This window comes from Halomonas sp. 25-S5 (genome assembly GCF_029889845.1).
Lineage (GTDB): Bacteria > Pseudomonadota > Gammaproteobacteria > Pseudomonadales > Halomonadaceae > Halomonas.
The window spans coordinates 144,043-168,550 of the sequence record NZ_JARANV010000001.1 but is presented as its reverse complement, the minus strand read 5'-3'; the positions used below and the strand labels follow the sequence as shown (position 1 = coordinate 168,550).

The 24,508-nt window shown below is 67.9% G+C and carries 23 protein-coding genes; 16 read left to right on the top strand and 7 right to left on the bottom strand.

What is annotated here, in order from left to right; all coding sequences use genetic code 11:
• Positions 1-284 precede the first annotated feature (284 nt).
• The 4 genes from nhaD to OP498_RS00745 all read left to right on the top strand — a co-directional run bounded on the left by nhaD (position 285) and on the right by OP498_RS00745 (position 4,455).
• Positions 285-1,721 carry a sodium:proton antiporter NhaD gene (nhaD, locus tag OP498_RS00760; RefSeq protein WP_280545921.1) on the top strand — a complete coding sequence of 479 codons (1,437 nt, stop codon included), beginning with the start codon at positions 285-287 and terminating at the stop codon, positions 1,719-1,721.
• Positions 1,722-1,907: 186 nt separating this feature from the next.
• A complete protein-coding gene (locus OP498_RS00755; protein ID WP_280545922.1) occupies positions 1,908-2,507 on the top strand; it encodes a CBS domain-containing protein in 600 nt (199 codons plus the stop codon).
• 93 nt (positions 2,508-2,600) lie between these two features.
• Positions 2,601-3,872: an ATP-binding protein gene (locus tag OP498_RS00750; protein ID WP_280545923.1), complete on the top strand. Its 1,272-nt coding sequence runs from the start codon at positions 2,601-2,603 to the stop codon at positions 3,870-3,872.
• Positions 3,873-3,915: 43 nt separating this feature from the next.
• On the top strand, positions 3,916-4,455 hold the full coding sequence (locus OP498_RS00745) for a response regulator transcription factor (RefSeq protein WP_280545924.1): 540 nt from the start codon (positions 3,916-3,918) through the stop codon (positions 4,453-4,455).
• 155 nt (positions 4,456-4,610) lie between these two features.
• On the opposite strand, the gene OP498_RS00740 is transcribed toward OP498_RS00745, so the two are convergent.
• Both OP498_RS00740 and hybE read right to left on the bottom strand, forming a co-directional pair.
• Positions 4,611-5,381 (bottom strand): 3-hydroxybutyrate dehydrogenase, encoded by a 771-nt coding sequence (locus OP498_RS00740; protein ID WP_280545925.1) that lies wholly within the window; start codon positions 5,379-5,381, stop codon positions 4,611-4,613.
• Positions 5,382-5,500: 119 nt separating this feature from the next.
• Positions 5,501-5,932 carry a [NiFe]-hydrogenase assembly chaperone HybE gene (gene hybE / locus OP498_RS00735; protein WP_280545926.1) on the bottom strand — a complete coding sequence of 144 codons (432 nt, stop codon included), beginning with the start codon at positions 5,930-5,932 and terminating at the stop codon, positions 5,501-5,503.
• 125 nt (positions 5,933-6,057) lie between these two features.
• Here hybE and OP498_RS00730 point away from each other — a divergent pair, with 125 nt between their 5' ends.
• From OP498_RS00730 to OP498_RS00720, 3 genes are all read left to right on the top strand, one after another.
• Positions 6,058-6,876 (top strand): inositol monophosphatase family protein, encoded by an 819-nt coding sequence (locus OP498_RS00730; RefSeq protein ID WP_280545927.1) that lies wholly within the window; start codon positions 6,058-6,060, stop codon positions 6,874-6,876.
• Positions 6,877-7,039: 163 nt separating this feature from the next.
• The gene (locus OP498_RS00725) at positions 7,040-7,309 is read left to right on the top strand and encodes a GrxA family glutaredoxin (protein WP_280545929.1); all 270 of its coding nucleotides are present in this window, start codon (positions 7,040-7,042) and stop codon (positions 7,307-7,309) included.
• 246 nt (positions 7,310-7,555) lie between these two features.
• Positions 7,556-8,323 carry a DUF1338 domain-containing protein gene (locus OP498_RS00720; protein WP_280545930.1) on the top strand — a complete coding sequence of 256 codons (768 nt, stop codon included), beginning with the start codon at positions 7,556-7,558 and terminating at the stop codon, positions 8,321-8,323.
• 182 nt (positions 8,324-8,505) lie between these two features.
• Here OP498_RS00720 and OP498_RS00715 read toward each other — a convergent pair whose 3' ends face one another.
• A complete protein-coding gene (locus OP498_RS00715; RefSeq protein WP_280545931.1) occupies positions 8,506-9,168 on the bottom strand; it encodes a CoA transferase subunit B in 663 nt (220 codons plus the stop codon).
• A 55-nt stretch (positions 9,169-9,223) separates the two neighbouring features.
• Entirely contained in the window at positions 9,224-9,925 is a 702-nt protein-coding gene (locus OP498_RS00710; protein WP_280545932.1) for a CoA transferase subunit A, read from the bottom strand.
• A gap of 150 nt (positions 9,926-10,075) precedes the next feature.
• Between OP498_RS00710 and OP498_RS00705 the strand changes: the two genes are divergently transcribed.
• From OP498_RS00705 to OP498_RS00680, 6 genes are all read left to right on the top strand, one after another.
• Complete coding sequence (locus tag OP498_RS00705; protein WP_280545933.1) at positions 10,076-10,981, top strand: LysR family transcriptional regulator; 906 nt, start codon at positions 10,076-10,078, stop codon at positions 10,979-10,981.
• Positions 10,982-11,052: 71 nt separating this feature from the next.
• A complete protein-coding gene (locus OP498_RS00700; protein ID WP_280545935.1) occupies positions 11,053-11,925 on the top strand; it encodes an acyltransferase in 873 nt (290 codons plus the stop codon).
• Complete coding sequence (locus tag OP498_RS00695; RefSeq protein ID WP_280545936.1) at positions 11,871-12,824, top strand: LysM peptidoglycan-binding domain-containing protein; 954 nt, start codon at positions 11,871-11,873, stop codon at positions 12,822-12,824. The genes OP498_RS00700 and OP498_RS00695 overlap by 55 nt, the downstream gene beginning before the upstream one ends.
• A 139-nt stretch (positions 12,825-12,963) precedes the next feature.
• Positions 12,964-14,124 carry a glycosyltransferase family 1 protein gene (locus OP498_RS00690; RefSeq protein WP_280545937.1) on the top strand — a complete coding sequence of 387 codons (1,161 nt, stop codon included), beginning with the start codon at positions 12,964-12,966 and terminating at the stop codon, positions 14,122-14,124.
• Complete coding sequence (locus OP498_RS00685; protein WP_280545939.1) at positions 14,096-14,638, top strand: phosphatase PAP2 family protein; 543 nt, start codon at positions 14,096-14,098, stop codon at positions 14,636-14,638. Before OP498_RS00690 ends, OP498_RS00685 begins: the two co-directional genes overlap by 29 nt.
• Before the next feature lie 86 nt (positions 14,639-14,724).
• The gene (locus tag OP498_RS00680) at positions 14,725-15,357 is read left to right on the top strand and encodes an alpha-ketoglutarate-dependent dioxygenase AlkB (protein WP_280545941.1); all 633 of its coding nucleotides are present in this window, start codon (positions 14,725-14,727) and stop codon (positions 15,355-15,357) included.
• Between the two features lie 123 nt (positions 15,358-15,480).
• Here the strand turns inward: OP498_RS00680 and gcvT are convergent, their stop codons facing one another.
• Entirely contained in the window at positions 15,481-16,590 is a 1,110-nt protein-coding gene (gene gcvT, locus OP498_RS00675) for a glycine cleavage system aminomethyltransferase GcvT (RefSeq protein WP_280545942.1), read from the bottom strand.
• 75 nt (positions 16,591-16,665) lie between these two features.
• Positions 16,666-18,072: a sodium:alanine symporter family protein gene (locus OP498_RS00670; protein WP_280545943.1), complete on the bottom strand. Its 1,407-nt coding sequence runs from the start codon at positions 18,070-18,072 to the stop codon at positions 16,666-16,668.
• A gap of 532 nt (positions 18,073-18,604) precedes the next feature.
• On the opposite strand from OP498_RS00670, the gene gcvH reads away from it, so the two are divergent.
• On the top strand, positions 18,605-18,997 hold the full coding sequence (gene gcvH, locus OP498_RS00665) for a glycine cleavage system protein GcvH (RefSeq protein ID WP_280545944.1): 393 nt from the start codon (positions 18,605-18,607) through the stop codon (positions 18,995-18,997).
• Positions 18,998-19,144: 147 nt separating this feature from the next.
• A complete protein-coding gene (gcvP, locus tag OP498_RS00660) occupies positions 19,145-22,039 on the top strand; it encodes an aminomethyl-transferring glycine dehydrogenase (protein ID WP_280545946.1) in 2,895 nt (964 codons plus the stop codon).
• A 26-nt stretch (positions 22,040-22,065) separates the two neighbouring features.
• On the opposite strand, the gene OP498_RS00655 is transcribed toward gcvP, so the two are convergent.
• Positions 22,066-22,983: a LysR family transcriptional regulator gene (locus tag OP498_RS00655; protein ID WP_280545947.1), complete on the bottom strand. Its 918-nt coding sequence runs from the start codon at positions 22,981-22,983 to the stop codon at positions 22,066-22,068.
• Positions 22,984-23,123: 140 nt separating this feature from the next.
• Between OP498_RS00655 and ppnN the strand changes: the two genes are divergently transcribed.
• Positions 23,124-24,485, top strand: a complete 1,362-nt coding sequence (gene ppnN / locus OP498_RS00650) for a nucleotide 5'-monophosphate nucleosidase PpnN (RefSeq protein ID WP_280545949.1) — start codon at positions 23,124-23,126, stop codon at positions 24,483-24,485.
• Positions 24,486-24,508 lie beyond the last annotated feature (23 nt).

The following is a 24,508-nucleotide window of genomic DNA, read 5'->3' as shown; positions in this document are numbered from 1 at the left end:
GCCGGCGCTCGATGCCCCTTCCGGCACGCTTAAGACTGCCTTAAGAAAACGCCAGGATACTTTCCCGCCGGCCGTGAAGGCCTCTCGCCATGCGGCCGGCGTCACGACGCCACCCTGTCCCTGCACCGCATGACGCCGACAGGGGCGGCGACGGCCTGCCGCCTGTTGCGAAGCAACAGTTAGCCCCCTATCATTCTCGCTCCTGCTCATCCTGCTCCCCGGGAACCTCCGCTCACATGACGACGCTATATCGCCCACACCACAGGCCCGGACGCTGCATCCGGATGCCTGGGCTGTTCGTGCTTGCCCTGCTGACCCTGTTGGCCAGCCCTCTGGCCCAGGCCACCTCCGGGCCACTTTCCCTCACCGGGTCCCTCTACGGATTCAGTGCCGTGGCCCTGTTCCTCCTCGCCTATGCCCTGGTGATGGCCGAGGAGCAGCTGCATATGCGCAAGTCCAAGCCGGTACTGATCGCCGCGGGCCTCATCTGGACACTGATCGGCTGGGTCTACGTACAGGCAGGGCTGCCCAACGAGGCCGAGGCGGCCTTCCGGGAGACCCTGCTGGAATACAGCGAACTGCTGCTTTTCCTGCTGGTGGCGATGACCTACATCAACGCCATGGAAGAACGGCGAGTGTTTGACGCCCTGCGAGCCTGGATGGTGCGCAAGGGCTTCAGCTACCGCCAGCTGTTCTGGCTCACCGGCGGCCTGGCGTTCTGCATCTCGGCCGTCGCCAATAACCTGACCACGGCGATGCTGATGTGCGCCGTGGTGCTCAAGGTCGCCGAGGGCGACAAGCGCTTCATCGGCCTGTGCTGCATCAACATCGTCATCGCCGCCAATGCCGGCGGCACCTTCAGCCCCTTTGGCGACATCACCACCCTGATGGTCTGGCAAGCCGGCAGGGTGGGGTTCGACGAGTTCTTCGCTCTGCTGGTCCCCGCGCTGGTCAACTACCTGCTGCCGGCGCTGATCATGAGCGCCTTCATCAAGAACCGGCAGCCCAGCTCGCTGGAGGAAGATGTCTGGCTCAAGCGCGGCGCCCGGCGGATCATCGCGCTGTTCCTGTTCACCGTGGCCAGCGCCGTGGCCTGTCACGCCCTGCTGCAGCTGCCACCGGTACTGGGCATGATGACCGGCCTCGGCCTGCTGCAGTTCTTCGGCTACTACCTGCGCCGCAGCCTGCCGATGTCACTGGAGCGCAAGCGCACCCGCTATGCCCGTCGTGGCGACTGGAAGAAACTCGAACAGCTCGGCAGCGTGGTGCCCTTCGACGTCTTCACCCGCATCGCCCGCTCCGAATGGGACACCCTGCTGTTCTTCTACGGGGTGGTGATGTGTGTCGGTGGGCTGGGCTTCATGGGCTACCTCAGCCTGCTGTCCCAGACGCTCTACAGTGGCTGGGACCCGGCCTGGGCCAACATCGTGCTGGGAGTGATCTCGGCGGTGGTCGACAACATCCCCGTGATGTTCGCCGTGCTCTCGATGGAACCGGACATGTCGATCGGCAACTGGCTGCTGATCACCCTGACCGCAGGCGTCGGCGGCAGCCTGCTCTCGGTCGGCTCCGCCGCCGGGGTGGCGCTGATGGGCCAGGCGCGAGGCATCTACACCTTTGCCGCCCACCTGCGCTGGGCGCCGGTGATCGCCCTGGGGTATGCGGCCAGCATCGCCGTCCACCTGTGGCTGAATGCCGGGAGTTTCACTGCCGCGGGCTGAGCCCCTGGCCCGGCAGCGCCGGGAGCACTGCCGGGCCTTCGCTGGGGTGTTCTCTGCCACTGTCGGTGGGAAGGCCACCCCGGTTCGCGCGGGCGCCTTAAGCTTCCGGTAAGAAATACCGAGAAGGGTAGGAGGCAGCGAGGCCGCCAGAGGCGGCCACCTTGAAACCACCAGGAGGCATTCCCCATGACGACCCTTTCCCCCGCGCCGGTCCAGCCTGTCGCGCTGCATTCACGTCCGACCATCGCCACGCCCGAGACACTGATCCTGAGCGAGACAAGCCCGGCCCTGACGGTGCTCACCGACTTCGCTCGCACCTCCCCCCAGTCCGTCAGCGCTGCCCGGCCCGTCGACGAGGCCCACCAGAAGATGGTCAGTGGCGGTGTCCGCCTGCTGCTGGTGGTGGACGACCAGGGACGCTGCAGTGGCGTGCTTCCCGCCCGCGAGGTGATCGGTGGACGCCGAATCACGCTGGCCATGCAGCAACACGGCGTGGTCCGGGCCGACGTCACCGCCGGCATGATCCAGACGCCGCTGGACAAGACCCCGACCCTGACCCTGGAAACGCTGGCTTCGATGACCCTCGGTGACCTGGTGCAGTCGCTGAAGAGTTTCGGTGAGCAGCACCTGCTGGTGACCGAGCCGACCTCCAGTCAGGGAGTCCGCATCCGCGGGGTGATCTCGGCGGCGGACATCGGCCGTGTCCTCGGTTATGGCCCGGGCGGGATGCCCGAGGCGAGAAGCTTCGCCGACATCTGCAAGGTGGTGCTCGGCCAGGAGTTGTGACGCCTAACGCGTCTCAGACCTCGAAGCGGCACGCTCGGGCATAGCGTCCCCCGGATCGGGTATCATCGGGTCGACGCATCCCACGGAGCCACCATGCCAGCCGCCCTGCCCCTGCCGCTTTCCACGCCCAACCGCAACCTGGTGCGGCTGACCATCGTGCGTGGCATCACCTGGACCGGCTTCCTGGCCGCGATCATCATCGGTATCGAGCTGCTGGGCTTCTCCCTGCAGGTGCCCGCGGTGATCGCGGTGATCATCGCCATGGGGGCGATCAACATCGCCACCTGGTGGCGGTTGGGCCGCCCGCGGGCGGTGACCCACGGCGAGTACCTGGTCCACCTGCTGACCGACGTGACGGGCCTGACGCTGCTGTTCTACTTCACCGGCGGCTCCCACAACCCCTTCATCAACTACTACCTGGTGCCGGTCACCATCGCCGCGGCGACCCTCCCCTGGCGGCACGCCTGGGTGATCGCCGCCGCCTCCATGGCGGCCTACAGCTTCCTGATGGTGGCCTATCAGCCGGTACCGCAATTCGCCCAGGTCCACGGCGGGGCGACCCTTAGCCTTCACGTGCTGGGCATGTGGCTCAACTTCGGACTCTCGGCAGGACTGGTCAGCTTCTTCATCTACAAGATGGCCCGCGCCCTGCGCAGTCGCGACCAGGCGCTCTCGCGCACCCGCGAGGCCGCCCTGCGCAACGAGCAGGTGCTGGCCGTGGCCACCCAGGCGGCGGGGACCGCCCACGAGCTGGGCACGCCGCTCTCCACCATGGCGGTGCTGCTCAGCGAGATGTGCGAGGACGCCCGGGACCAGCCGGCCTTGCTCCGGGACATCGAGCTGCTGCGCCAGCAGGTCGGTACCTGCAAGTCGCGGCTGCGCCACCTGGTGGAGAGCGCCGACCGCCGACGCATGGCCGAACCCGAGGTCCACGACGCCCAAGTCTGGCTGGCCGGCGTAGTACAGCGCTGGCTGGTGCTGCGTCCCGATGTCAGCCACCACCTGGAGGTCGCCGAGCGGCGCGGCCATCCCTGGCTGGCGGTGGATACCACTCTCGACCAGGCACTGACCAACCTGCTTAACAACGCCGCCGATGCCAACCCGGACGACATCACCATCCGGCTCGACTGGAACAGCGACGAGATGATCATCGACATCCGCGACCACGGCCCGGGCGTGGCGATGTCGATCGCCGACCAGCTGGGCGAGACCTTCGTCTCCACCAAGAGCAAGGGACTGGGCATCGGCCTCTTCCTGACCCACGCCACCATCAACCGCTTCGGGGGCGGCGTGAGCCTGTACAATCATCCCGAGGGCGGCACCCTGACCGAGGTGACCCTGCCGCGCAGCCAACCCGAACCCTGACACCCGACGGCTGCGGGATGCCGTGCCCCCCTGCGAGGACAACATGCAAGAGACCGCCGAACGCCTGCTGATCATCGATGACGACGAGATGTTCTGCCACGTGCTCGACCGCGCCCTGAGCCGCCGCGGCTTCGAGGTGCTGGTGGCCCATGACGCAGCCCAGGCCCTCTCCCTGGCACGCCGCCACCAGCCCCAGCTGGCCACCCTGGACCTCAAGCTGGAACACGAGTCGGGGCTGAAGCTGCTGCCGGAACTGCTGGAGATCGTGCCCGAGTGCCGGGCGGTGGTGCTGACCGGCTACTCGAGCATCGCCACCGCGGTGGAGGCGATCAAGCTGGGCGCGGTGAACTACCTCTGCAAGCCGGCGGATGCCGACGAGGTGCTGGCGGCCCTGTCGCGGGCGGCGGGCGACCCGGAAACCGAGGTGGCCGACAATCCGCCGTCGGTCAACCGCATCACCTGGGAGCACATCCAGAAGGTGCTGCAGGAGCACGACGGCAACATCTCCGCCACCGCACGCGCCCTGGGGATGCACCGACGCACCCTGCAGCGCAAGCTTCAGAAGCGGCCGGTGAGACGATAAGCTGGAAGCTGGAAGCTGGAAGCTGGAAGCTGGAAGCTGGAAGCTGGAAGCTGGATATCAGCATGTCGCTTCCAGCATCCTGGTCACGCTTTTTTCTTCAAGCTTCCAGCCGCGAAGCGGCGCTCTTCCAGCTTAACGCTCCCGGCGAAGCCGGGTCATTGCGCCGTCCAACCCAGGTCGATGTTCCAGCTGGCGCCGGTGACGGCACCGGCGAGGTCGGAGGTCAGGTAGCCGACCAGCTCGGCCACCTCGGCGGGCTCGATGAGGCGCTTGATGGCCGCATTCTTGAGCATGATCTGCTCGATCACCTCCTGCTCCTCCATGCCGTGCATCCTCGCCTGGTCGGCGATCTGGTTGTCGACCAGCGGGGTCTTGACGTAGGCGGGACAGATGGCATTGGCGGTGATGCCCTGGCTGCCGCCCTCCAGCGCCGCGGTCTTGGTCAGGCCAATCATGCCGTGCTTGGCGCTGATGTAGGCCGACTTGCCCGGCGAGGCCACCTGGGCATGGACCGAGGCGATATTGACGATGCGCCCCCAGCCGTTCTCGCGCATGGAGGGCCAGGCGGCCTGGGTGAGCAGGAAAGGAGCGGTGAGCATCAGGTCGATGATCTGGCGCCACTTGTCCTCCGGGAACTCCTCGATGGGCGAGACATGTTGAATGCCAGCGTTGTTGACCAGGATGTCGACACGTCCGAAGCGCTTGACCGCCTCGGCCACCGCCGCCTTGCAGGCCTCGCCGTCGGTGAGGTCGGCCTGGAAGAAGGTGGCACCCGCCTGCTCGGCGACCTCCTTGCCTGCCGGGTTGAAATCCACGGCCAGCACCTGGTGGCCCTGCTCGCAGAAATGGCGAACCACGGCCTCGCCGATGCCGCTGCTGGTACCGGTGACCAGGGCGATGCGGGGAATGGAAGCGTTGGCGGTCATGCATGACTCCTCTGTCCTGTGAACCGGGCCGGGGCGCCGGGCAGGCCCCTCTCGGGCCCGGTGTGGCATTGTCGATCTCCGCCACCAGCATAAGGCGGATGACGCAGCGCGTCATCCGCTCAGGAGTTCGGCGCGGGCGGGGTCATGACCCGCTCCATCAACTGCTGGGCGAGACGGCTGCCCTCCTGCAGGGAGCCGAGGTCGGAAAGGTCGTCGAGCAGCTCGCAGCGCCACCACCGGTCCGCCTCGCCCAGGGATTCGAGCACGAAGGGGTAGCACCCGTAGGGCAGGACCAGTTCCAGGTGCCCCGTCACCGGCGGAGCGGCTGGTTCGTCGAGGACCAGGGCCAGCGAAAGCGAAACGGGCGTGACCAGGGCCCCGAGCAGGCCGCGGCGACCATCCTCGAGCGAATGGGGCTGGAAGCACAGGGCATCCACGCCCAGCCGCGGGTTGAAGCGGGGCTCGTGCTTGGCGGCCTTCAGGTGGCAGCGGTTCCAGGCCTCGGCCAGCTGGCGCAGCCGGGCATACTGGTCGGCAGTCAGTGCCTGCATGGTGTCCTCCAGGGCGGCGGGGGCGCCAGTATAGCCACCGCACTATTGTCCTCCCACCCGGCATTCGGCAGGGCAATGGCAAGCTGCTAGCATGGGGGGCCGACTTTACCTGCCGAGGAGCCGCCATGAGCCCCGCCCAGCGACTCGAGATCGCCGTCGACATCGCCCACGAGGCCGGCCGGATGATCGTCGAGGCCCGTGAGCGCCAGGTCTTCGGCCATCGCTACAAGCATGGCCACGAGCTGGTCACCGATACCGACGTCGAGGTGGACACGCGTATCGGCGAGCGTCTCGAGCAGCACTTCGCCGAGGAGGCGCGCCTCAGCGAGGAACTGGCCCCGGATCGCGAGGTACTGGCCAGCCCCCGGGCGCTATGGGTGGTGGATCCCATCGACGGCACGGTCAACTTCGCCCATGGTCTGCGCCATGTGGCGGTGTCCATCGCCTGGGCCAGCGAGGGCCGCACCCGCCTGGGCGTGGTACATGCCCCCTTCCTGGGCGAGACCTTCACCGCGCTTGACGGTCAGGGGGCCTGGTGCAACGGCCAGGCGATCCATGCCAGCCGCACCACTGATCTGGCCCACGCCCTGGTGGGCACCGGCTTCCCCTACCGCCGCGACAGCCGGCCGCCGCTGATGCGTCGCCTCACCGCCGTGCTGGCCCACTGCCAGGACGTGCGTCGCAACGGCTCGGCGGCCCTGGACCTGTGCGACGTGGCCTGCGGCCGACTGGATGCCTACTACGAGAGCGTCTCCCCCTGGGATTGCGCCGCCGGCTGGCTGATCGCCCGGGAGGCGGGTGCCCGCACCGGCCACCTCTATCCCGGGCCGGCGGGAATCCCCGAGGACCTCTACAGCGAGAACCTGCTGGTGACCAGTCCCGGCCTCCATGCCGCACTCGGCGACCTGCTGCGCCAGGCCGACGCCGGGGAGGTCGACCTCTGAAGGGCGTGCGATAGGGGGCGTGTGATAGGGGGGCGTGCGATAGAGGGGCGCCATCGGCGCACAAGGGAGCGACTATTGGCGAATCGTCGCCTATTCCGTCACACTTCGGGCCGTTCTTCCCCGGATCCCTCTTCACGCACCCTGCCGTGCAAGGAGTCGCTGCATGTTCGTCGTCATCTTCGGTCGCCCCGCCTGTCCCTTCTGCGACCATGCCAAGGCCCTCGCCGCCCGGCTCGAGAGTGCCGGCGCCATCGCGGGTCACCGCTATGTCGATATGCATGCCGAAGGCATCACCAAGGCCGACTTGGAGAAGACCATCGGCAAGCCGGTGCATACCGTGCCGCAGATCTTCGTCGACCAGAGCCATGTCGGCGGCTTCACCGAGTTCGATCGCTACGTGCGTGACCAGGCTCTGCTGAGCGTCTCCGGCTGAGCCGCCAGGCCATCGACAATGCCATCTCCTTGAGCGCTGCCCGCCGGAAGGGGCTCGACTCCCCTGTGGCCGGCCAGGCCCAGTTGCTGGTGCGCCGTCAGAGCGAGGGCACCCTCGCCAGCCTCGACCCACGTTGATCCTGCCATGACGAACGTCTTTCCCGCGTTGAATGCCGCTCGGGACCCGCTGCCTATACTGGCGGCGTGCAGGCGCGTACAGGGCATCACGACAAAGGGACAAGGCACGATGCAACGGGAAGAGTTCGTCCAGCAGTTGTGGCTGGACTATATCCACCAGCATCCGGACGTGGGCGGACTGCGGCTCTGGCCCATGGAGGCGCCGGCGGAATACCTGGCGATCCTGACGCTGAACCATGGGCCCTGGGCCATGGAGGCCCTCCTGCCGACCCTGGTGCGCTACGGCTATCGTCCGCATCAGCGCTACGCCATGGCCGATCGCGGCCTGCTTGCCACCCTGTTCACCGCACCGGACGACGGCGCCTGGGTACTGCTCGCCGAGCTCCAGCTCGGCACCCTGTCGCGCCAGCCCCGCGAACGTCTCCAGCAGCTGGTCGGCAACGCCGATCCCCGCGAGGCCCGCGGCCAGGCGCTGCTCTGCCATGGCCGCCCCTGGCCGATGCCCGACTGGGGCACCTACCAGGCCCTGCACCTGGCCCATCCGCTGGCCGGCTGGCTCTCGGTGATGGGGCCACGGCTGCATCACGCCGGCTTCGACTGCCAGCGCCTGGGTCACGACATCGTCGAGCTCGACGGCCAACTGCGCCAGGCCGGCCTCACCGGCAGCAGTGACCGCCACCACGGCCTCTTCCCCATTTCGCCACTGCTCGACTACCGCTTCTATGCCACCAGCTCGCGGCGCCTGGCCTTCGCCGAGGGCGACGAGCATCGCGTCGGCCTCGGCGGGCTCGCCCTCGTCCAGAAGCAGGTCAGCGCCAACCAGGAGCGTGCCGCCGAGCTGCTGCTGCCCCACCACACCCGCTGCGAGCTCTCCTGATCCCGGTCATCCACAGAATCTGTGGATAACGCTGTGCATCATCCCCGTGGAAGTGCTCCCGGGCGGGATGCCTGGGGGCCTGGCGCGGAATGGTCAGTTTTTCGACAGCCCTTCGCGGATCCCCCGAACGAGCGCGGCCCGGACCAGGGTCCGGGCCGCAGGCCTTGCCATCACCGGGGAGATCAGGCCTCGAAGGTCATCTCCGGGACGTGGTCGGGCACCACCAGCTTGCCGGCGGTCAGCGACTCGATCTCCTCCACGGAGACGCCCGGGGCGCGCTCCTTGAGGTGGAAGGCGCCGTCCTTGATCTCCAGGTAGGCCAGGTCGGTGAGCACCCGGTTGATGCAGCCGGCGCCGGTCAGCGGCAGGTTGCAGGACTCGAGCAGCTTGGACTCGCCATGCTTGGAGGCATGGGTCATGGTGCAGATGATGTTCTCGGCACCGGCCACCAGGTCCATGGCGCCGCCCATGCCCTTGATCAGCTTGCCGGGGATCATCCAGGAGGCGATGTTGCCGTTCTGGTCGACCTCGAAGGCGCCCAGCACGGTCAGGTCCACGTGGCCGCCGCGGATCATCGCGAAGGATTCGGCCGACGAGAAGATCGCCGCCCCCGGGCGCGCCGTGACGGTCTGCTTGCCGGCGTTGATCATGTCCGGGTCGATCTCCTCCTCGGTGGGGAAGCGCCCCATGCCCAGCAGGCCGTTCTCGGACTGCAGCATCACGTCAATGCCGTCGGGGATATAGTTGGCCACCAGCGTCGGGATGCCGATACCCAGGTTGACGTAGAAGCCGTCCTCGAGTTCGCGCGCCACGCGCATTGCCATCTGTTCGCGAGTCAGTGCCATCTTGTTGCCTCATGTGTTCGGTGGAGAAGCGGTCGTGGGGAAGCGTCGGAGGGGGTCAGCCCTCGCGCACGGTGCGCTTCTCGATGCGCTTCTCGAAGGAGCCCTGGATGATGCGGTCGACATAGATGCCCGGGGTGTGGATCTGGTCGGGCTTGAGCTCGCCGGGCTCGACGATCTCCTCGACCTCGACCACGGTGATCTTGCCCGCGGTGGCCGCCATGGGGTTGAAGTTCTGGGCGGTGTCGCGATAGACGACGTTGCCGTAGCGGTCGGCCTTCCAGCCCTTGACGATGGCGAAGTCACCCACCACCGACTCCTCGAGGATATAGTGGCGGCCGTTGAACTCGCGTACCTCCTTGCCCTCGCCGATCGGCGTGCCGTAGCCGGTGGCAGTATAGAAGGCCGGGATACCAGCGCCGCCAGCGCGCATCTTCTCCGCCAGGGTGCCCTGGGGCGTGAGCACCACCTCGATCTCGTCGTTGAGCATCTGCTTCTCGAAGAGCGCATTCTCGCCGACGTAGGAGGCATGGATGCGGCTGATCTGCTTGTCCTCCAGCAGCACGCCCAGGCCGAAGCCGTCGACCCCGCAGTTGTTGGACCATACCGTCAGGCCCTTGACGCCGCGACGCTTGATCTCGGCGATCAGGTTCTCGGGAATGCCGCAGAGACCGAAACCGCCGGCGATCACGGTCATGCCGCTCTCGATGCCGTCCATTGCCTCTTCGTAGGAGTACACACGCTTGTCGAATCCGGCCATAGTGGCGCCTCGCGTTGTTGTGGAATGAAAAGTCCAAGGGTGAATGGGCAGAATGTCAGCCTAGTGTTGTCCCTGCCAATATATTTGTTAAGTTTGTTTTATTTATTGATTGATTTGTTTTGCTGATAAATTTGACCTTGGTAGCATGCCATGACCGTCAAGCAACTGCGCGCCTTCCTCGCCGTGGCCCGGACCCTGAGCTTCACCCAGGCCTGCGAACACCTGCACCTCTCCCAACCGGCCCTGAGCCTGGCGATCAAGGGGCTCGAGGAGAGCCTGGGCGGCCGCCTGCTGATTCGCAGTACCCGCAGCGTCCGGCTGACCCCGGAGGGCGAGTCGCTGGTGCCCCTGGCCAAGCGCCTGATCGCCGAATGGGACAACACCGAGGAGCTGCTGCGCCAGCGCTTCACCCTGCAGCTCGGCCGTCTGGCGGTGGCCACCATGCCGTCGTTTGCCAGCAACCTGCTGCCCCCGGCCCTGCGCGTCTTCCGCCAGCGCCATCCGCGGGTCAACGTCACGGTCCATGATGTGATCAACGAGCAGGTGATCGAGATGGTGCGCGCTCGCCAGGTGGAGCTGGGGCTGGTGTTCGAGCCGGAGGCCACCGGAAGCCTCACCTTCACGCCCCTGTTCCGCGACCGCTTCGTTGCCGTGGTGCCGGGCGAATCGCGCCTGGCCGAGCGTCCGCGCCTCGGCTGGCCGACGCTGATGACCCGCGACTTCATCGCCCTGCAGCGCCCCTCGATGGTGCGCCGGCTGCTGGAACAGCAGCTGGAGAGCCGCGGCCTCACCCTGCCCGCCGCCTTCGAGTGCCACCAGCTGGCCACCGTGGGGCGCATGGTCGCCAGTGGCCTGGGCGTCAGCGCCGTGCCCTCGCTGTGCATCGACCAGATGCAGGAGCTCGGGGCGGTGTGCCTGCCGCTGGAGGATCCGGTCATCGAGCGCGACGTCGGGGTGCTGACCTGGAACAGCCACGAGCTCTCGGTGGCCGCCCTGGCGCTGCAGCAGGTGCTGGCCGAGACCATTCGCACGCCTTATCTCGCAGCAGGACATTGACCCAACAGCTGGGCAGCCCGCAGCCGATCCATTAGCATGGTCAACTCATGAATCCGGCCGAGGAGACAGGCATGCCGACCCTCAGGGGGCTCGTCAGCATCCTGCTGCTGACTCTCACCACCCTCGCCTGGGGGGTCCCGCTGATCCTGCTCACCCTGGTCAAGCTGGTAACCCCGGGGCGGCGGCTGCGCCGGCGCGTCCTGATGGCCCTCAACGCCGTGGCGCTGAACTGGGTGGGCAGCAACCTCTGGTGGATGCGCCGCTGGCTGCGCCCGCCGCTGGAGCTCCGCCTGCCCGACGGGCTCTCCCGCGACCAGTGGTGGCTGGTGCTCTCGAACCATCGCAGCTGGACCGACATCTTCCTGCTGTTCTTCGCCCTGCACCGGCGCATTCCCATGCCCCACTTCTTCGTCAAGCGCCAGCTGATCTGGATCCCCATCGTCGGCCTGGCCTTCTGGGCCATGGAGTTCCCCATGCTGCGCCGCCTGACCCGCGAGCAGCGCGAGCGCAACCCGCAACTGGCGCGCCGCGACCGCGAGGCCACCGAACGCATGTGCCGCCACGCCCGGGAGCGCCCCATCGCCATCTACAACTTCGTCGAGGGCACCCGTTTCACCCCCGCCAAGCAGGCCGCCCAGGACGCCCCCTACCGCCATCTGCTGAGGCCGCGCGCCGGCGGCATCGCCCAGGTGGTGAGCCTGCTCGGCGAGCGCCTCGGCGGCATCCTGGATGTCACCCTGCACTACGAGAATCCCGATCCCAGCTTCTGGGGCTTCCTCTGCGGCCGCGAGGGACGGGTGCGGCTGGAGGCCCGGTGCCTGGAAGTCCCGGCCTGGATGCTCGAAGGTGGCTATTACGACGACACAGACTACAAGGAACGCTTCCAGTCATGGCTCAACGCCCTGTGGCAGGACAAGGATCGCCGTCTCGACTCACCGCGCTGACCCTGCTGCTGGTTTGCCTGGTGCTGTTGCTGGTCGGCTGCGCCGGGCGCGGGGGCGAAGGCCGCCCGGGCGAGGAGATCGCCGGCGAGTGGATCACCATCCAGCGCGGCGACACCCTGGGCGAGATCGCCCGCCGCGCCGAGGTGCCCCTGGTACGCCTGGAGCGCTTCAACCCCGGCGTCGATGCCCGGCGCCTGGCCGTGGGCCAGCGCCTGCTGGTCCCCGGTCGCGATGAGCGGGCCCCCTCCGGTGGCCCCTACCGCTACCGGGTGCGCCCAGGGGACACCTACAGCGCCATCGCCCGGCGCTTCGGCGGCCGCGCCGACCGTATCCAGGCGGCGAACCCTGACATTGCGCCCACCAGCCTGAGGGTCGGGCAGCTGATCCAGGTGCCATTGGGAGGTCGGCAGGCGGCATCCGCGGGCACGACCGCAGGCAGCACCGGCAGCACCGGCAGCAAGGCGTCCGGCAAGCGCCAGGCCGCTCGACCGGCGAGCAAGCGCCTGCCGGACCCGGGGGACCTGCCCGCCGCCGCGCGTCGCTGGCCCTGGCCGCTGGAGGAGTACCAGATCGAGCGTGCCTTCGGCACCGACAAGCGCGGCACCCTGCAGCCCATGCTGCTGGCCACTCGCCGTGGAAGCCGGGCCCATGCCGTGGCCGACGGCGAGGTGCGCTTCGCCGACAGCATGCGACAGCTCGGCCAGGTGGTGATCGTTCACCATGCCGACAACCTGCAGAGCGTTTATGCCCTCTGCGAGCGGCCACTGGTGGCCAGTGGCGACGCGGTCACCCGCGGGACCCCGGTGTGCGAGGTCGGCCAGCAGGATGGCAGCCCGCGGCTGCTCTTCGACATGCGCCATGGTGGCAAGCCCATCGACCCGGCCCGGGTGCTGCGCTGACGGAGGCGACGCTGCCCGGCACCGGACGGCCGGTCTGCCGTCATGCCTTCTTCATCGCCGTGACGCGCGGCTGTCATGGCCAGCCGGCATCCTATACGGTGTCAGCCCCCTCCGGGCCTGCCACCGCACGAGGAGCCCCATGCGCATCTGCCTGGTCAGTGAAACCTGGTCCCCCGACATCAACGGCGTCGCCCATACCCTGGGCCAACTCAGCATGGAACTGCGCCGGCGTGGCGTGGCCCTTCAGCTGGTCCGGCCCCGGCCGGCAAACGGGTCCGCGCCGCGGGCCGAGGGGATGGAGGCCGAGCTCCGGGTGCGCGGGCTGGGCCTGCCCGGCTATCGCCAGGTGCGCATCGGCCTGCCGGCCACGGCGGCCATCCAGCGCCTGTGGCGACAACAGCGCCCGACGGCCGTCTACCTGGCCACCCAGGGACCGCTGGGCTGGTCGGCGCTACGCGCCGCCGAGCGGCTGGGTATTCCGGTGGTCAGCGGCTGGCATACCAACTTCGACCACTACTGCCGCGACTACGGGCTGCCCTGGCTGGCGCCGCTGGTGCTGCGTCGTCTGCGCCGCTTCCACAACCGCACGGCGGCCACGCTGGTGCCGACCCGTGCCCAGGCCGAGGGGCTTTCCGGCCGCGGCCTCGTCAACGTGCGGGTCATGGCGCGCGGCATCGACGGCGAGCGTTTCTCGCCGACCCATCGTGACCCGGCCCTGCGCGAAGCCTGGGGCAGCGACGCCCATCGACCAGTGGCGCTGCACGTGGGGCGCCTGGCCGCGGAGAAGAACCTCGACCTGCTGCGTGACACCTTCACGGCGATGCTCGCCGCCCGCCCGGAGATCAGCCTGGTGGTCGTCGGCGATGGGCCGGGGCGCGCCGGGCTGGAACGTGCCCTCCCCCAGGCCCACTTCACCGGCTTCATCGACCGCGATAGCCTTCAGCGCCACTTCGCCAGTGCCGACCTCTTCGTCTTCCCCTCGATCTCCGAGACCTGGGGCAACGTGGTCCTCGAGGCCATGGCCAGCGGCCTGGCGGTGGTGGCCTTTCGCCATGCCGCGGGCGCCGAGCTGATCGAGGACGACGTCAATGGCATCAGCCTGCCGGTGGGCGACGAGGCCGGCTTCCGGGAGGCCGCCGCCACCCTCTGTCAGCAGCCGGCCCGCTATGCCCGCCTGGGGCGGGCGGCCAGGAAGCGCGCCCTGGCGTACCGCTGGCCGGCGATTGCCGACACCTTCCTCTCCACCCTCACCCAGCCGATGGAGATCGATGATGAAGCCGCAGCGCCCTGCCGTGTTTGAACGTCTCGACCTCATCGAGTGGCAGCTCTGCCGGCGCCTGGCCGGCTTCAGCGTCCACCCGCCCTGGCTGGCCCTGCTGCGGCTGGCCAGCAAGCTGGGAGACTGGCCGCTGTGGGTCGCGCTGATCCTCGCCCAGCCGCTGCTCCATCCCGCCGGCAGCGGCCAGCGGGTGGCCCAGTACACCGTCACGGCCCTGGTGGCCATCGGCCTCTATCGGCTCCTCAAGACCCGCCTGTGTCGCGAGCGCCCCTTCATCACCTTCCGCGGCATCATCCGCTGCAACGAGCCCGCCCGGGACCGCTACAGCTTTCCCAGCGGCCATACCATGCATGCGGTGCTGTTCTGCACCCTGACCGCCGCCCATGCCCCCTGGCTGCTGCCCGGGCTGGTCCCGATCGCGCTGCTGATCGGCGTGTCGCGGGTGGGCCTGGGACTGCACTACATCAGCGATGTGGCGGCCGGCGCCCTGCTCGGGCTGGGCTTTGCCCTGGCCAGCCTCTATCTGGCCGGCTGACCCTGCATCTGGCCGGCTGACCCTGCATCTGGCCGGCTGACAGGGTGTCACTGGCCGCCACCTGGTCGGGATGGCATCCTGACGCCATGCTCCCGACACCCGCCCTGCCGGGCGAGCGCCTGCTCGACTCGCCTGCCCTGACCCTGTTCCCCGGCCTGCTCGGCGAGTCCGCCGCGACCCGGCTGCTGACGCAGCTCGACCAGGCGCTGGCGTGGCAGCGACCGACCCTGCGCCTCTACGGGCGTGAGCACCCGATCCCGCGCCGTCAGCTGTGGATGGGCAACCCCGACGCCCGCTATCGCTACTCGGGCCGGGACTTCCTGCCCGAGCCCTGGCATCCCGCGGTCTCGACCCTCCATGCGGCCGTGATCCGTCGCCTGGCCGGTGCCGGCTTCTCGGCACGCTTCAACAGCGTGCTGCTCAATCGCTATGCCGGCGGCGAGGAGCGCATGGGCTGGCATAGCGACGACGAGCCCGAGCTTGGCCCGGCGCCGTTGATCGCCGCGGTGAGCCTGGGAGCCGAGCGGCCGCTGCGCTTCCGCTGGAAGGACCGTTCCCATCAGGCCTTCAATGTCTGGCTGCCCCATGACAGCCTGCTGCTGATGGGAGTCGGCGTGCAGGATAGGCTGCAGCATGCCCTGCTGCCACGCCGGCTGCCCGGGCTGCGCATCAGCCTGACCTTCCGCCTGGTGAACCCGACGGCGTCGCCTCCTGCCTGACACGCTGCTGCCCTTCTTGCCCTTCTTGCCCTTCTTGCCTTATATGCCGAAACGGCCACCCCGGATCGGGACGGACGCTGATGCACACTCGGTAAGATAACGGTATAAATTGGCGATTACGCATCACCCCCGATGGTAGCCGGGAGTGACGAAGGGCATCCTGGTCACCGTCATCGGCAGGCGCTTGCCGCGCACCTCGGCATACACCGTGGTGCCGACCTCGCTGGCTTCGATGGCCACGTAGCCCATCGCCACCGGCTGGCCGACGCTGGGACCGAAGCCGCCGGAGGTCACGTGGCCCAGCCGGGTGTCCTCGGCATCGTAGAGCTCGGCCCCCTCGCGCACCGGGGCGCGGCCCTCGCCGAGCAGGCCCACCCGCTTGCGGCGATGGTCCTTCTCCGCCACCTGGTGCAGGATCAGGTCGGCCCCGGGGAAGCCGCCGGCACGCTCGCCGCCACGACGGCGCGGCTTGCCGATGGCCCAGATCAGCCCCGCTTCCACCGGCGTCGTTCCGGTATCGATATCGTGGCCATAGAGGCACAGGCCCGCCTCGAGGCGCAGCGAGTCACGGGCCCCCAGCCCGATCGCCTCGACCTCCTCTTCCGCCAGCAGCAGACGCGCCAGGGCCTCGGTCTCCTCGGCGGCCACCGAGATCTCGAAACCGTCCTCGCCAGTGTAACCGCTGCGGCTGGCCCAGACCTCGATGCCGCCGATGGTGAAGTAACCATGCTGCATGAAGACCATCTCGCAGGCCTCGGGGCACAGGCGCTGCATCACTGAGGCCACTGCCGGCCCCTGCAGCGCCAGCAGGCCCCGGTCGACCACCTCCACCTCGTGGTCGGGCAGGCCGCGGCGCAGGTGGGCGATATCCTGTTCCCGACAGGCGGCGTTGACCACCAGGTAGAGGTGGTCGCCGGCATTGACCACCATCAGGTCGTCCAGGATGCCACCCTCCTCGGCGGTGAACAGTGCATAGCGCTGCATGCCCTCGGCCAGCCCGACGATGTCCGCCGGCACCAGGCTCTCCAGCGCCTCGGCGGGCCGTGGGCCGCGCAGCAGGATCTGCCCCATGTGGGAGACATCGAAGAGCCCGCAGGCACGGCGGGTATGCTCGTGCTCGCGCTTGACCCCCAGCGGGTACTGCACCGGCATGTCGTAGCCGGCGAAGGGCACCATCTTGCCCCCCAGCTCGACGTGCAGGGCGTGCAGGGGGGTGTGCTTGAGTTCACTCATGTCATCATCACTCATGGCTTGGGGGCCAACGCAAGAGAGGTGCCCCTCTGGGCACCTCTCCCGCGTGACGCACCCTCAGGATTTGTCGTGGTCCAGCTCTTCGCCCGGCAGGATCTCCTTGCCGTCGAAGTAGTCACGGGCCAGCTTGAAGACCACCGGCGACAGCAGCGCCAGGGCGATCAGGTTGGGGATGGCCATCATGGCGTTGAAGGTGTCGGCCATCAGCCAGATGAAGCCCAGCTGGGCCATGGCACCCAGCGGGATCGCCAGCACGAACAGCACCCGGTAGAGCATGATCGAGCGGGTGCCGAACAGGAACTGGAAGCACTTCTCGCCGTAGAAGGACCAGCCCAGGATGGTGGTGAAGGCGAATACCGCCAGCGCCAGCGACACGATCTGGTTGCCCATGCCCGGCAGGGCAGCATCGAAGGAGAGCGCGGTCAGCGACGCCCCGGCCTCCCCCGTCTCCCAGACCCCCGCGGTCAGGATGACCAGCGCGGTGATGGAGCAGACGATGATGGTGTCGATGAAGGTGCCCAGCATGGCGATCAGGCCCTGGCGGACCGGGTTCTTGGTCTGGGCCGCGGCGTGGGCGATGGGCGCACTACCCAGGCCCGCCTCGTTAGAGAAGATGCCGCGCGCCACACCGAAGCGGATCGCCGCCATCACCGCCGCGCCGGCGAAGCCGCCCACGGCCGCATGGGGGTTGAAGGCATAGGTGAAGATCATGCCGAAGGCCCCGCCGATCTGGTCGGCGTTGATGATCAGCACGACCAGGCCGGCCAGCACGTAGAGGATCCCCATGACCGGCACCAGCTTGCCCGCCACCTTGGCGATACGCTTGATGCCGCCGAGGATCACCATGCCGGCGAACACCATGATCACCACCCCGGTGATCCAGTGCGGCAGGCCGAAGGTGCTATCCAGGGCGTCCGCCACGGAGTTCGACTGCACGGTGTTGCCGATGCCGAAGGCCGCCACGGCGCCGAAGAAGGCGAAGGCGCCGCCCAGCCACAACCACTTCTTGCCCAGGCCGTTCTTGATGTAGAACATCGGGCCGCCGACATGGTAACCGGTGCTGTCGGTTTCGCGGTAGCGCACCGCCAGCACCGCCTCGGCGAACTTCGTGGCCATGCCCACCAGGGCCGTGATCCACATCCAGAACACCGCCCCCGGGCCACCCAGGGCGATGGCGGTGGCCACGCCGGCGATGTTGCCGGTGCCGATGGTGGCGGACAACGCCGTCATCAGGGCATTGAAGGGCGAGATCTCGCCGTCCTCATGCTTCTCGGGCTTCTTGCCCGGCGCGGGTTTCTTGTCACGCCCCTGCCACATCAGCTTGAAGCCGGTACCGAGCTTGCGGATCGGCATCAGCTTCAGGCCGAGCTGCAGGTAGAGGCCCACCCCCAGCAGCAGGATGAGCATCAATGGCCCCCATACCACGCCATTGATGGCACCGAAGATACTGTTCAAAGTTTCCACGAGAGTCTCCCTTATTCACGCTTGTTGTTGTGACCCGCCATCCACTACGAAGCTTTCCTCTTAGGGAAAAGACGAAATGGCATGGGCGGACCAGGCTTCGACGAAAGATCGACAGGACGAACGCCTTCACGATAGCGGATCCTGCCACTGATGCACCAGCCCGATGAACCGGGGGGAGACACCTCGGCGGCACCGCTCACCATGACGCCGCCTGTTTCCGATCGGAAACGCGGCAAGCCTACTGTCGGTGGCGCCGGGGAGCAAGGGGATGGCAGTTAGCGCCACCGGACGCCCGGGCGCGGCCCGGATCCCGCCCGCCATGCGCCGTGCGGCCCGGCGGCATCCCAGTGCCCACCCCGGCAGCAGGCCTCACGCCGGGCCCGGCACTGGACGAACCGGCTCCGGCGGACCACCCTGTAAACGGGTCGAGGAGCGCAAGGCATCGAACCGACCCACCGGGAGGACTCGCCAAATGCCGACAATGGCGTTAGCATTCGCGGATCCGAAAACCTTTTTCGTATAGGAAATCACGATGAGCTCTATCCCCGCCAACCTGCGCTATGCCAAAAGCCATGAATGGGTCCTCGATAATGGCGACGGCACCGTGACCATCGGCATCACCGACCATGCCCAGGAGGCGCTGGGCGACGTGGTCTTCGTCGAGCTTCCCGAGGTGGGCCGCACCCTGGCCGTGGGCGACGAGTTCGGCGTCATCGAGTCGGTCAAGGCCGCCTCCGACCTCTACGCGCCGGTGGCCGGCGAGATCCTCGCGGTCAACGAGGCCCTCGAGGACGCGCCCGAGACCGTCAACGAGTCGCCCTATGAGGATGGCTGGATCATGAAGGTGCGCCTCGAGGACGCCAGCGTCCTCGACGACCTGCTCGATGCCGACGCCTACCAGGCCGTCGCCGCCGACGAGGAGTGATCCTCACCCCTGGCGCCCCCGTCGGGACCGGCCAGATCGTGCCGGCTGCTGACGCAACGAGGCGCCACTCCCGGCCTCGTCCCTGACGGGGCCGGCCCCTTTCGACGATCCCCGGGGCGAGGCCCCGTCACGCACACAGGGTGTTCCATGGCTTTCGACAACCGCCGCCTGGCCGATCTGGCCGCTCACGATGCCTTCCTCCAGCGCCACAACGGCCCGGCCGGCGCCGACGTGGACGGCATGCTCACCACCCTCGGCATGGAGAGCCTGCCCACGCTGATCGAGGCCACCGTGCCCGCCGGCATCCGGCTGGGGCGTGAGCTGGACCTGGATCCGCCGCAGAGCGAGGCCGAGGCCCTGGACTACCTGCAGCGCCTGGCCCGCCAGAACCGGGTCGTCAAGAGCTACATCGGCCAGGGCTACTACGACACCCACCTGCCGACGGTGATCCAGCGCAACGTGCTGGAGAACCCCGGCTGGTACACCGCCTATACGCCCTACCAGCCGGAGATCTCCCAGGGTCGTCTGGAGGGGCTGCTCAACTTCCAGCAGATGGTCATGGACCTCACCGGCATGGAGCTGGCCAACGCCTCGCTGCTCGACGAGGCCACCGCCGCCGCCGAGGCCATGGCGCTGTGCAAACGCGCCAACAAGAAGGCCAAGAGCGACACCTTCTTCGTCGCCGAGGACGTCTTCCCCCAGACCCTGGACGTGGTGCGCACCCGCGCCGCCTGGTTCGGCTTCGAGCTGGTGGTGGCCCCGGCCGAGGAACTCGCCGAGCATGAGGTCTTCGGTGCCCTGCTGCAGTACCCGGGCGACAGCGGGCAGGTCCGCGACCTGGCGCCGCTGATCGAGACCGCCCGCGAGCGCGGCGTGATGACCTGCGTGGTCGCCGATATCATGGGCCTGGTGCTGCTCAAGGAGCCGGGGGCCGTCGGCGCCGACATGGTGGTGGGCTCCTCGCAGCGCTTCGGCGTGCCCATGGGCTATGGCGGCCCGCATGCCGCCTTCTTCGCCACTACCGACAAGCTCAAGCGCTCGATCCCCGGCCGCATCATCGGCGTGTCCAAGGACAGCCGCGGCGCCACCGCGCTGCGCATGGCGATGCAGACCCGCGAGCAGCACATCCGCCGCGAGAAGGCGACCTCCAACATCTGCACCGCCCAGGCGCTGCTGGCCAACATCGCCGGCTTCTACGCCGTCTATCACGGCGCCGAGGGCCTGCGCACCATTGCCGGGCGCATTCACCGCCTGACCACGATCCTCGCCGCGGGGCTCAAGGCCAAGGGGGTCACCCTGGCCCACGACAGCTGGTTCGACACCCTGCGCCTGAGCGGCGTGGATGCCGGCAAGCTCCACGGCCGGGCCATGACCCACGACCTCAACTTGCGCTACTTCGCCAATGGCAACGTGGGGGTGAGCCTCGACGAGACCACCACTGCCCATGATGTGGATGTGCTGTTCGACGTGCTGCTCGGCGAGGAGCACGGCCTCTCGGTGCGCGAGCTCGACGACCGCGTGGTCGAGGCCGGCACCAGCGGCATCCCGGCGGCGTGCCGGCGCGAGTCAGACTTCCTGACCCACCCGACCTTCCGCCGCTACCACAGCGAGACGGAGATGCTGCGCTACCTCAAGCGCCTGGAGAACAAGGATCTGTCGCTGGCCCACGCCATGATCCCGCTGGGTTCGTGCACCATGAAGCTCAACGCCACCAGCGAGATGATGCCGATCACCTGGCCGGAATTCGCGCGCATCCATCCCTTCGCGCCCCGCGACCAGGTGGCCGGCTACCGGCAGATGATCGACGAGCTGGCCGCCTTCCTGGTGGAAATCACCGGCTACGACCACATCTCCATGCAGCCCAACTCCGGCGCCCAGGGCGAGTACGCCGGCCTGGTGGCGATCCGCCGCTATCAGGCCGCCGAGGGCGAGGGGCACCGCGACGTCTGCCTGATCCCGAGCTCGGCCCATGGCACCAACCCGGCTTCTGCCGCCATGGCGCGGATGAAGGTCGTGGTGGTGGAGTGCGACAGCGACGGCAATATCGACCTCGAGGACCTGCGCGCCAAGGCCGAGCAGCACGCCGATGTCCTCTCGGCGATCATGATCACCTACCCCTCCACCCACGGCGTCTTCGAGGCCGGTGTGCGCGAGGTGTGCAAGCTCGTCCACGACCACGGCGGCCAGGTCTACGTGGATGGCGCCAACATGAACGCCCAAGTGGGCCTCTCGCGTCCCGGCGACTTCGGCGGCGATGTCAGCCACCTCAACCTGCACAAGACCTTCTGCATTCCCCACGGCGGCGGCGGCCCGGGCATGGGGCCGATCGGGGTCAAGGCCCACCTGGCGCCCTTCGTCGCCAACCACGTGGTCACGCCACTGGAGGGTGTCGAGGCGAGTTGTGGTGCGGTCTCGGCCGCGCCCTACGGCTCGGCGTCGATCCTGCCGATCTCCTGGGCCTACATCAAGATGATGGGCGCCCGCGGCCTGCGCGAAGCCACCGAACTGGCCATCCTCAACGCCAACTACATCGCCCGGCGGCTCGAGAGCCACTACCCGGTGCTCTACAAGGGCCGCAACGGCACCGTGGCCCACGAGTGCATCATCGACATCCGCCCGCTCAAGGCCGCGTCCGGCATCAGCGAGGAGGACATCGCCAAGCGCCTGATGGACTACGGCTTCCACGCCCCGACCATGTCCTTCCCGGTGCCCGGCACGCTGATGATCGAGCCCACCGAATCGGAGTCGCGTTACGAGATCGATCGCTTCTGCGACGCCATGATCCGTATCCGCGAGGAGATTGCCTGCGTGCAGCGCGGCGACTGGCCGGCGGACGACAACCCCCTGGTCAATGCCCCGCACACCATGGCCGACCTGAGGGACGACGCCTGGGAACGCCCCTACTCCCGCGAACTCGGTGCCTTCCCCTGCGAGGCGGTCAAGGCCGCCAAATACTGGCCGGCGGTCAACCGGGTCGACAACGTCTTCGGCGACCGGCAGCTGATCTGCTCCTGCCCGAGCATCGACGAGTATCGTGATTGAAAGACGTGACTGATGGGCCTGCTGCATCAGGCCTCGTGGCGTTGCGGCCCCTCACCGAAGCCGAAGCGTTCGTGATGGCGCTGCTCGCGATAACCCTCGAGCAGCCGCACGTAGCGCCGTGGCATCTGCTCGCCGGTGCGCATGACCAGATGCAGGGACTCGTGGACCGGCTGGGGCAGGGAGAGCTCCTTGACCTGGCGCTGCCAGGGCGAGGTCTCCAGTACCACCCGTGAGACCACGGTGAAACCCAGCCTGCGCGCCACGGCATCCAGCACCATGCTCACCTCGTTGGTGAAGCCCTGGCGCGGGAAGTGGCTCATGGAGCGGAAGTCGGGAAAGTTGGCCCGCAGCAAAGCACCGGCATGATCCTCCCCGCCCGAGTAGCTGATGAAGCCGATCCCCATCAGGTCGACCAGGCCATTGCCGGCGAAGTCCGCCGGCACCACCAGGCAGAGCGGCTCCTGGTGCCAGGCCTCGCAGTCGAGGTCGGGATGACGCACGGCCTCGGTGATGATCCCCAGGTCATGACGACCACCCAGCACGTCGGCGACGATCTCGCTGTTGAAGGCGAAGCTGTAGCTCACCGTGAGACCGGGCTGCATCTGCTGCTGGCCAAGAATGAAGGGATAGAGCATCAGGCCGACACTGCCCGGCGAGGCGAGGCGGCACTCGCCGCTGTCCAGGCTGTCGTTGTCCAGGGAGTGTCGGAACTGTTCGTGTTCGGCGAACAGCTTGAGCGCGTAATCGTAGGCGCGTCGCCCGCTCTCGGTGAGGACGAAACGCCGCCCCTGGCGATCCAGCAGTGGCTTGCCGAGGTACTCCTCGAGCTTGCGCACGTGCTGGCTGACCCCGGGCTGGGTCATCTCCAGGCGGCGGGCGGTGCGCGTGAAGCTGCCGGTCTCGACCAGGGTGATGAAGGTACGGAAGTATCGGGCGTTGAACATGGGGCGTCACGTCGCGGGCAATGGCCGGGCAGCCCGGATTCTACCAGTTCGCCGTCAGGCCCGCAGCGATGCCCGCCCATGGCGCGGCGTGGTAGCATCCCAGGACGAGCAATGCGCCATGACGACAGGAAACGCCAAGGATGCCCGACACCATTTCCACCACCATCTCGCCGGAAGGCAGCCTCGAGATCCTCTCCCAGCAGGAAGTCGAGCGCCTCCACGACACCTCCAAGAGCGGCCTTCACGACCTGCTGCGCAACTGCTCGCTGGCGGTACTCAATTGCGGCAACTTGACCGATGATGGCCTGGCCCTGCTCGAGACCTACCGCGACTTCGACATCGAGGTGCTGCAGCAGGACCGCGGGGTGCGCCTCAAGATCACCAACGCCCCCGCCGAGGCCTTCGTCGACGGCAAGATGATTCGCGGCATCCGTGAGCACCTCTCCGCGGTGCTGCGCGACATCGTCTACGTCTACAACGAGATCCAGACCCGCCATCGCTTCGACCTGCAGACCGCCGTGGGCACCACCAACGCCGTCTTCCATATCCTGCGCAAGGCCGGGACCCTCAAGCCCGGACGCGACCCCAGCCTGGTCGTCTGCTGGGGCGGCCACTCGATCTCCCGCGAGGAGTACGACTACACCAAGTCCGTCGGCTACCACCTGGGACTACGCGAGCTGGACATCTGCACTGGTTGCGGTCCCGGCGCCATGAAGGGGCCCATGAAGGGTGCCAACGTGGCTCATGCCAAGCAGCGTCGCACCCAGGGGCGCTACCTGGGGGTCTCGGAACCCGGCATCATCGCCGCCGAAGCGCCCAACCCCATCGTCAACGAGCTGGTGGTGATGCCCGACATCGAGAAGCGCCTCGAGGCGTTCGTGCGGCTAGGGCACGGCATCATCGTCTTCCCGGGGGGCGTGGGCACTGCCGAGGAGATCCTCTACCTGCTGGGGATCTTGCTGCACCCGGACAATGCCGACATGGAGCTGCCGGTGATCCTCACCGGGCCCGCCAACTCTGCTGACTACTTCAAGCGCATCGACGAGTTTCTGGTCTACACCCTGGGCGAGGAGGTGCGCCAGCTCTACCGCATCGTCGTCGACGACGCCGTCGAGGTCGCCCGTACCATGCGCAAGAACATCGATGCGGTGACCGAGTATCGCCGCAGCCGCCAGGACGCCTTCTACTACAATTGGCGACTCACCGTGGCCCGGGACTTCCAGGAGCCCTTCGAGCCCACCCACGAGGCCATGGCCGGCCTGGCGCTCCACCGGGAGCAGCCGGTGCATGAGCTGGCCGCCAATCTACGCCGCGCCTTCTCGGGCATTGTCGCCGGCAACGTCAAGGAAAAGGGCATCCTCGCAATAGAGGCCCATGGCCCCTTCCGCCTGCACGCCGAACTGGCGCTGATGGCGCGCCTCGACGAGCTGCTGGCCTCCTTCGTCGACCAGGGTCGCATGAAGCTCACCGGGGACTATGTGCCCTGCTATACGCTCGGCTGAGCGCAAGGGGCAAGGTAGCTGGG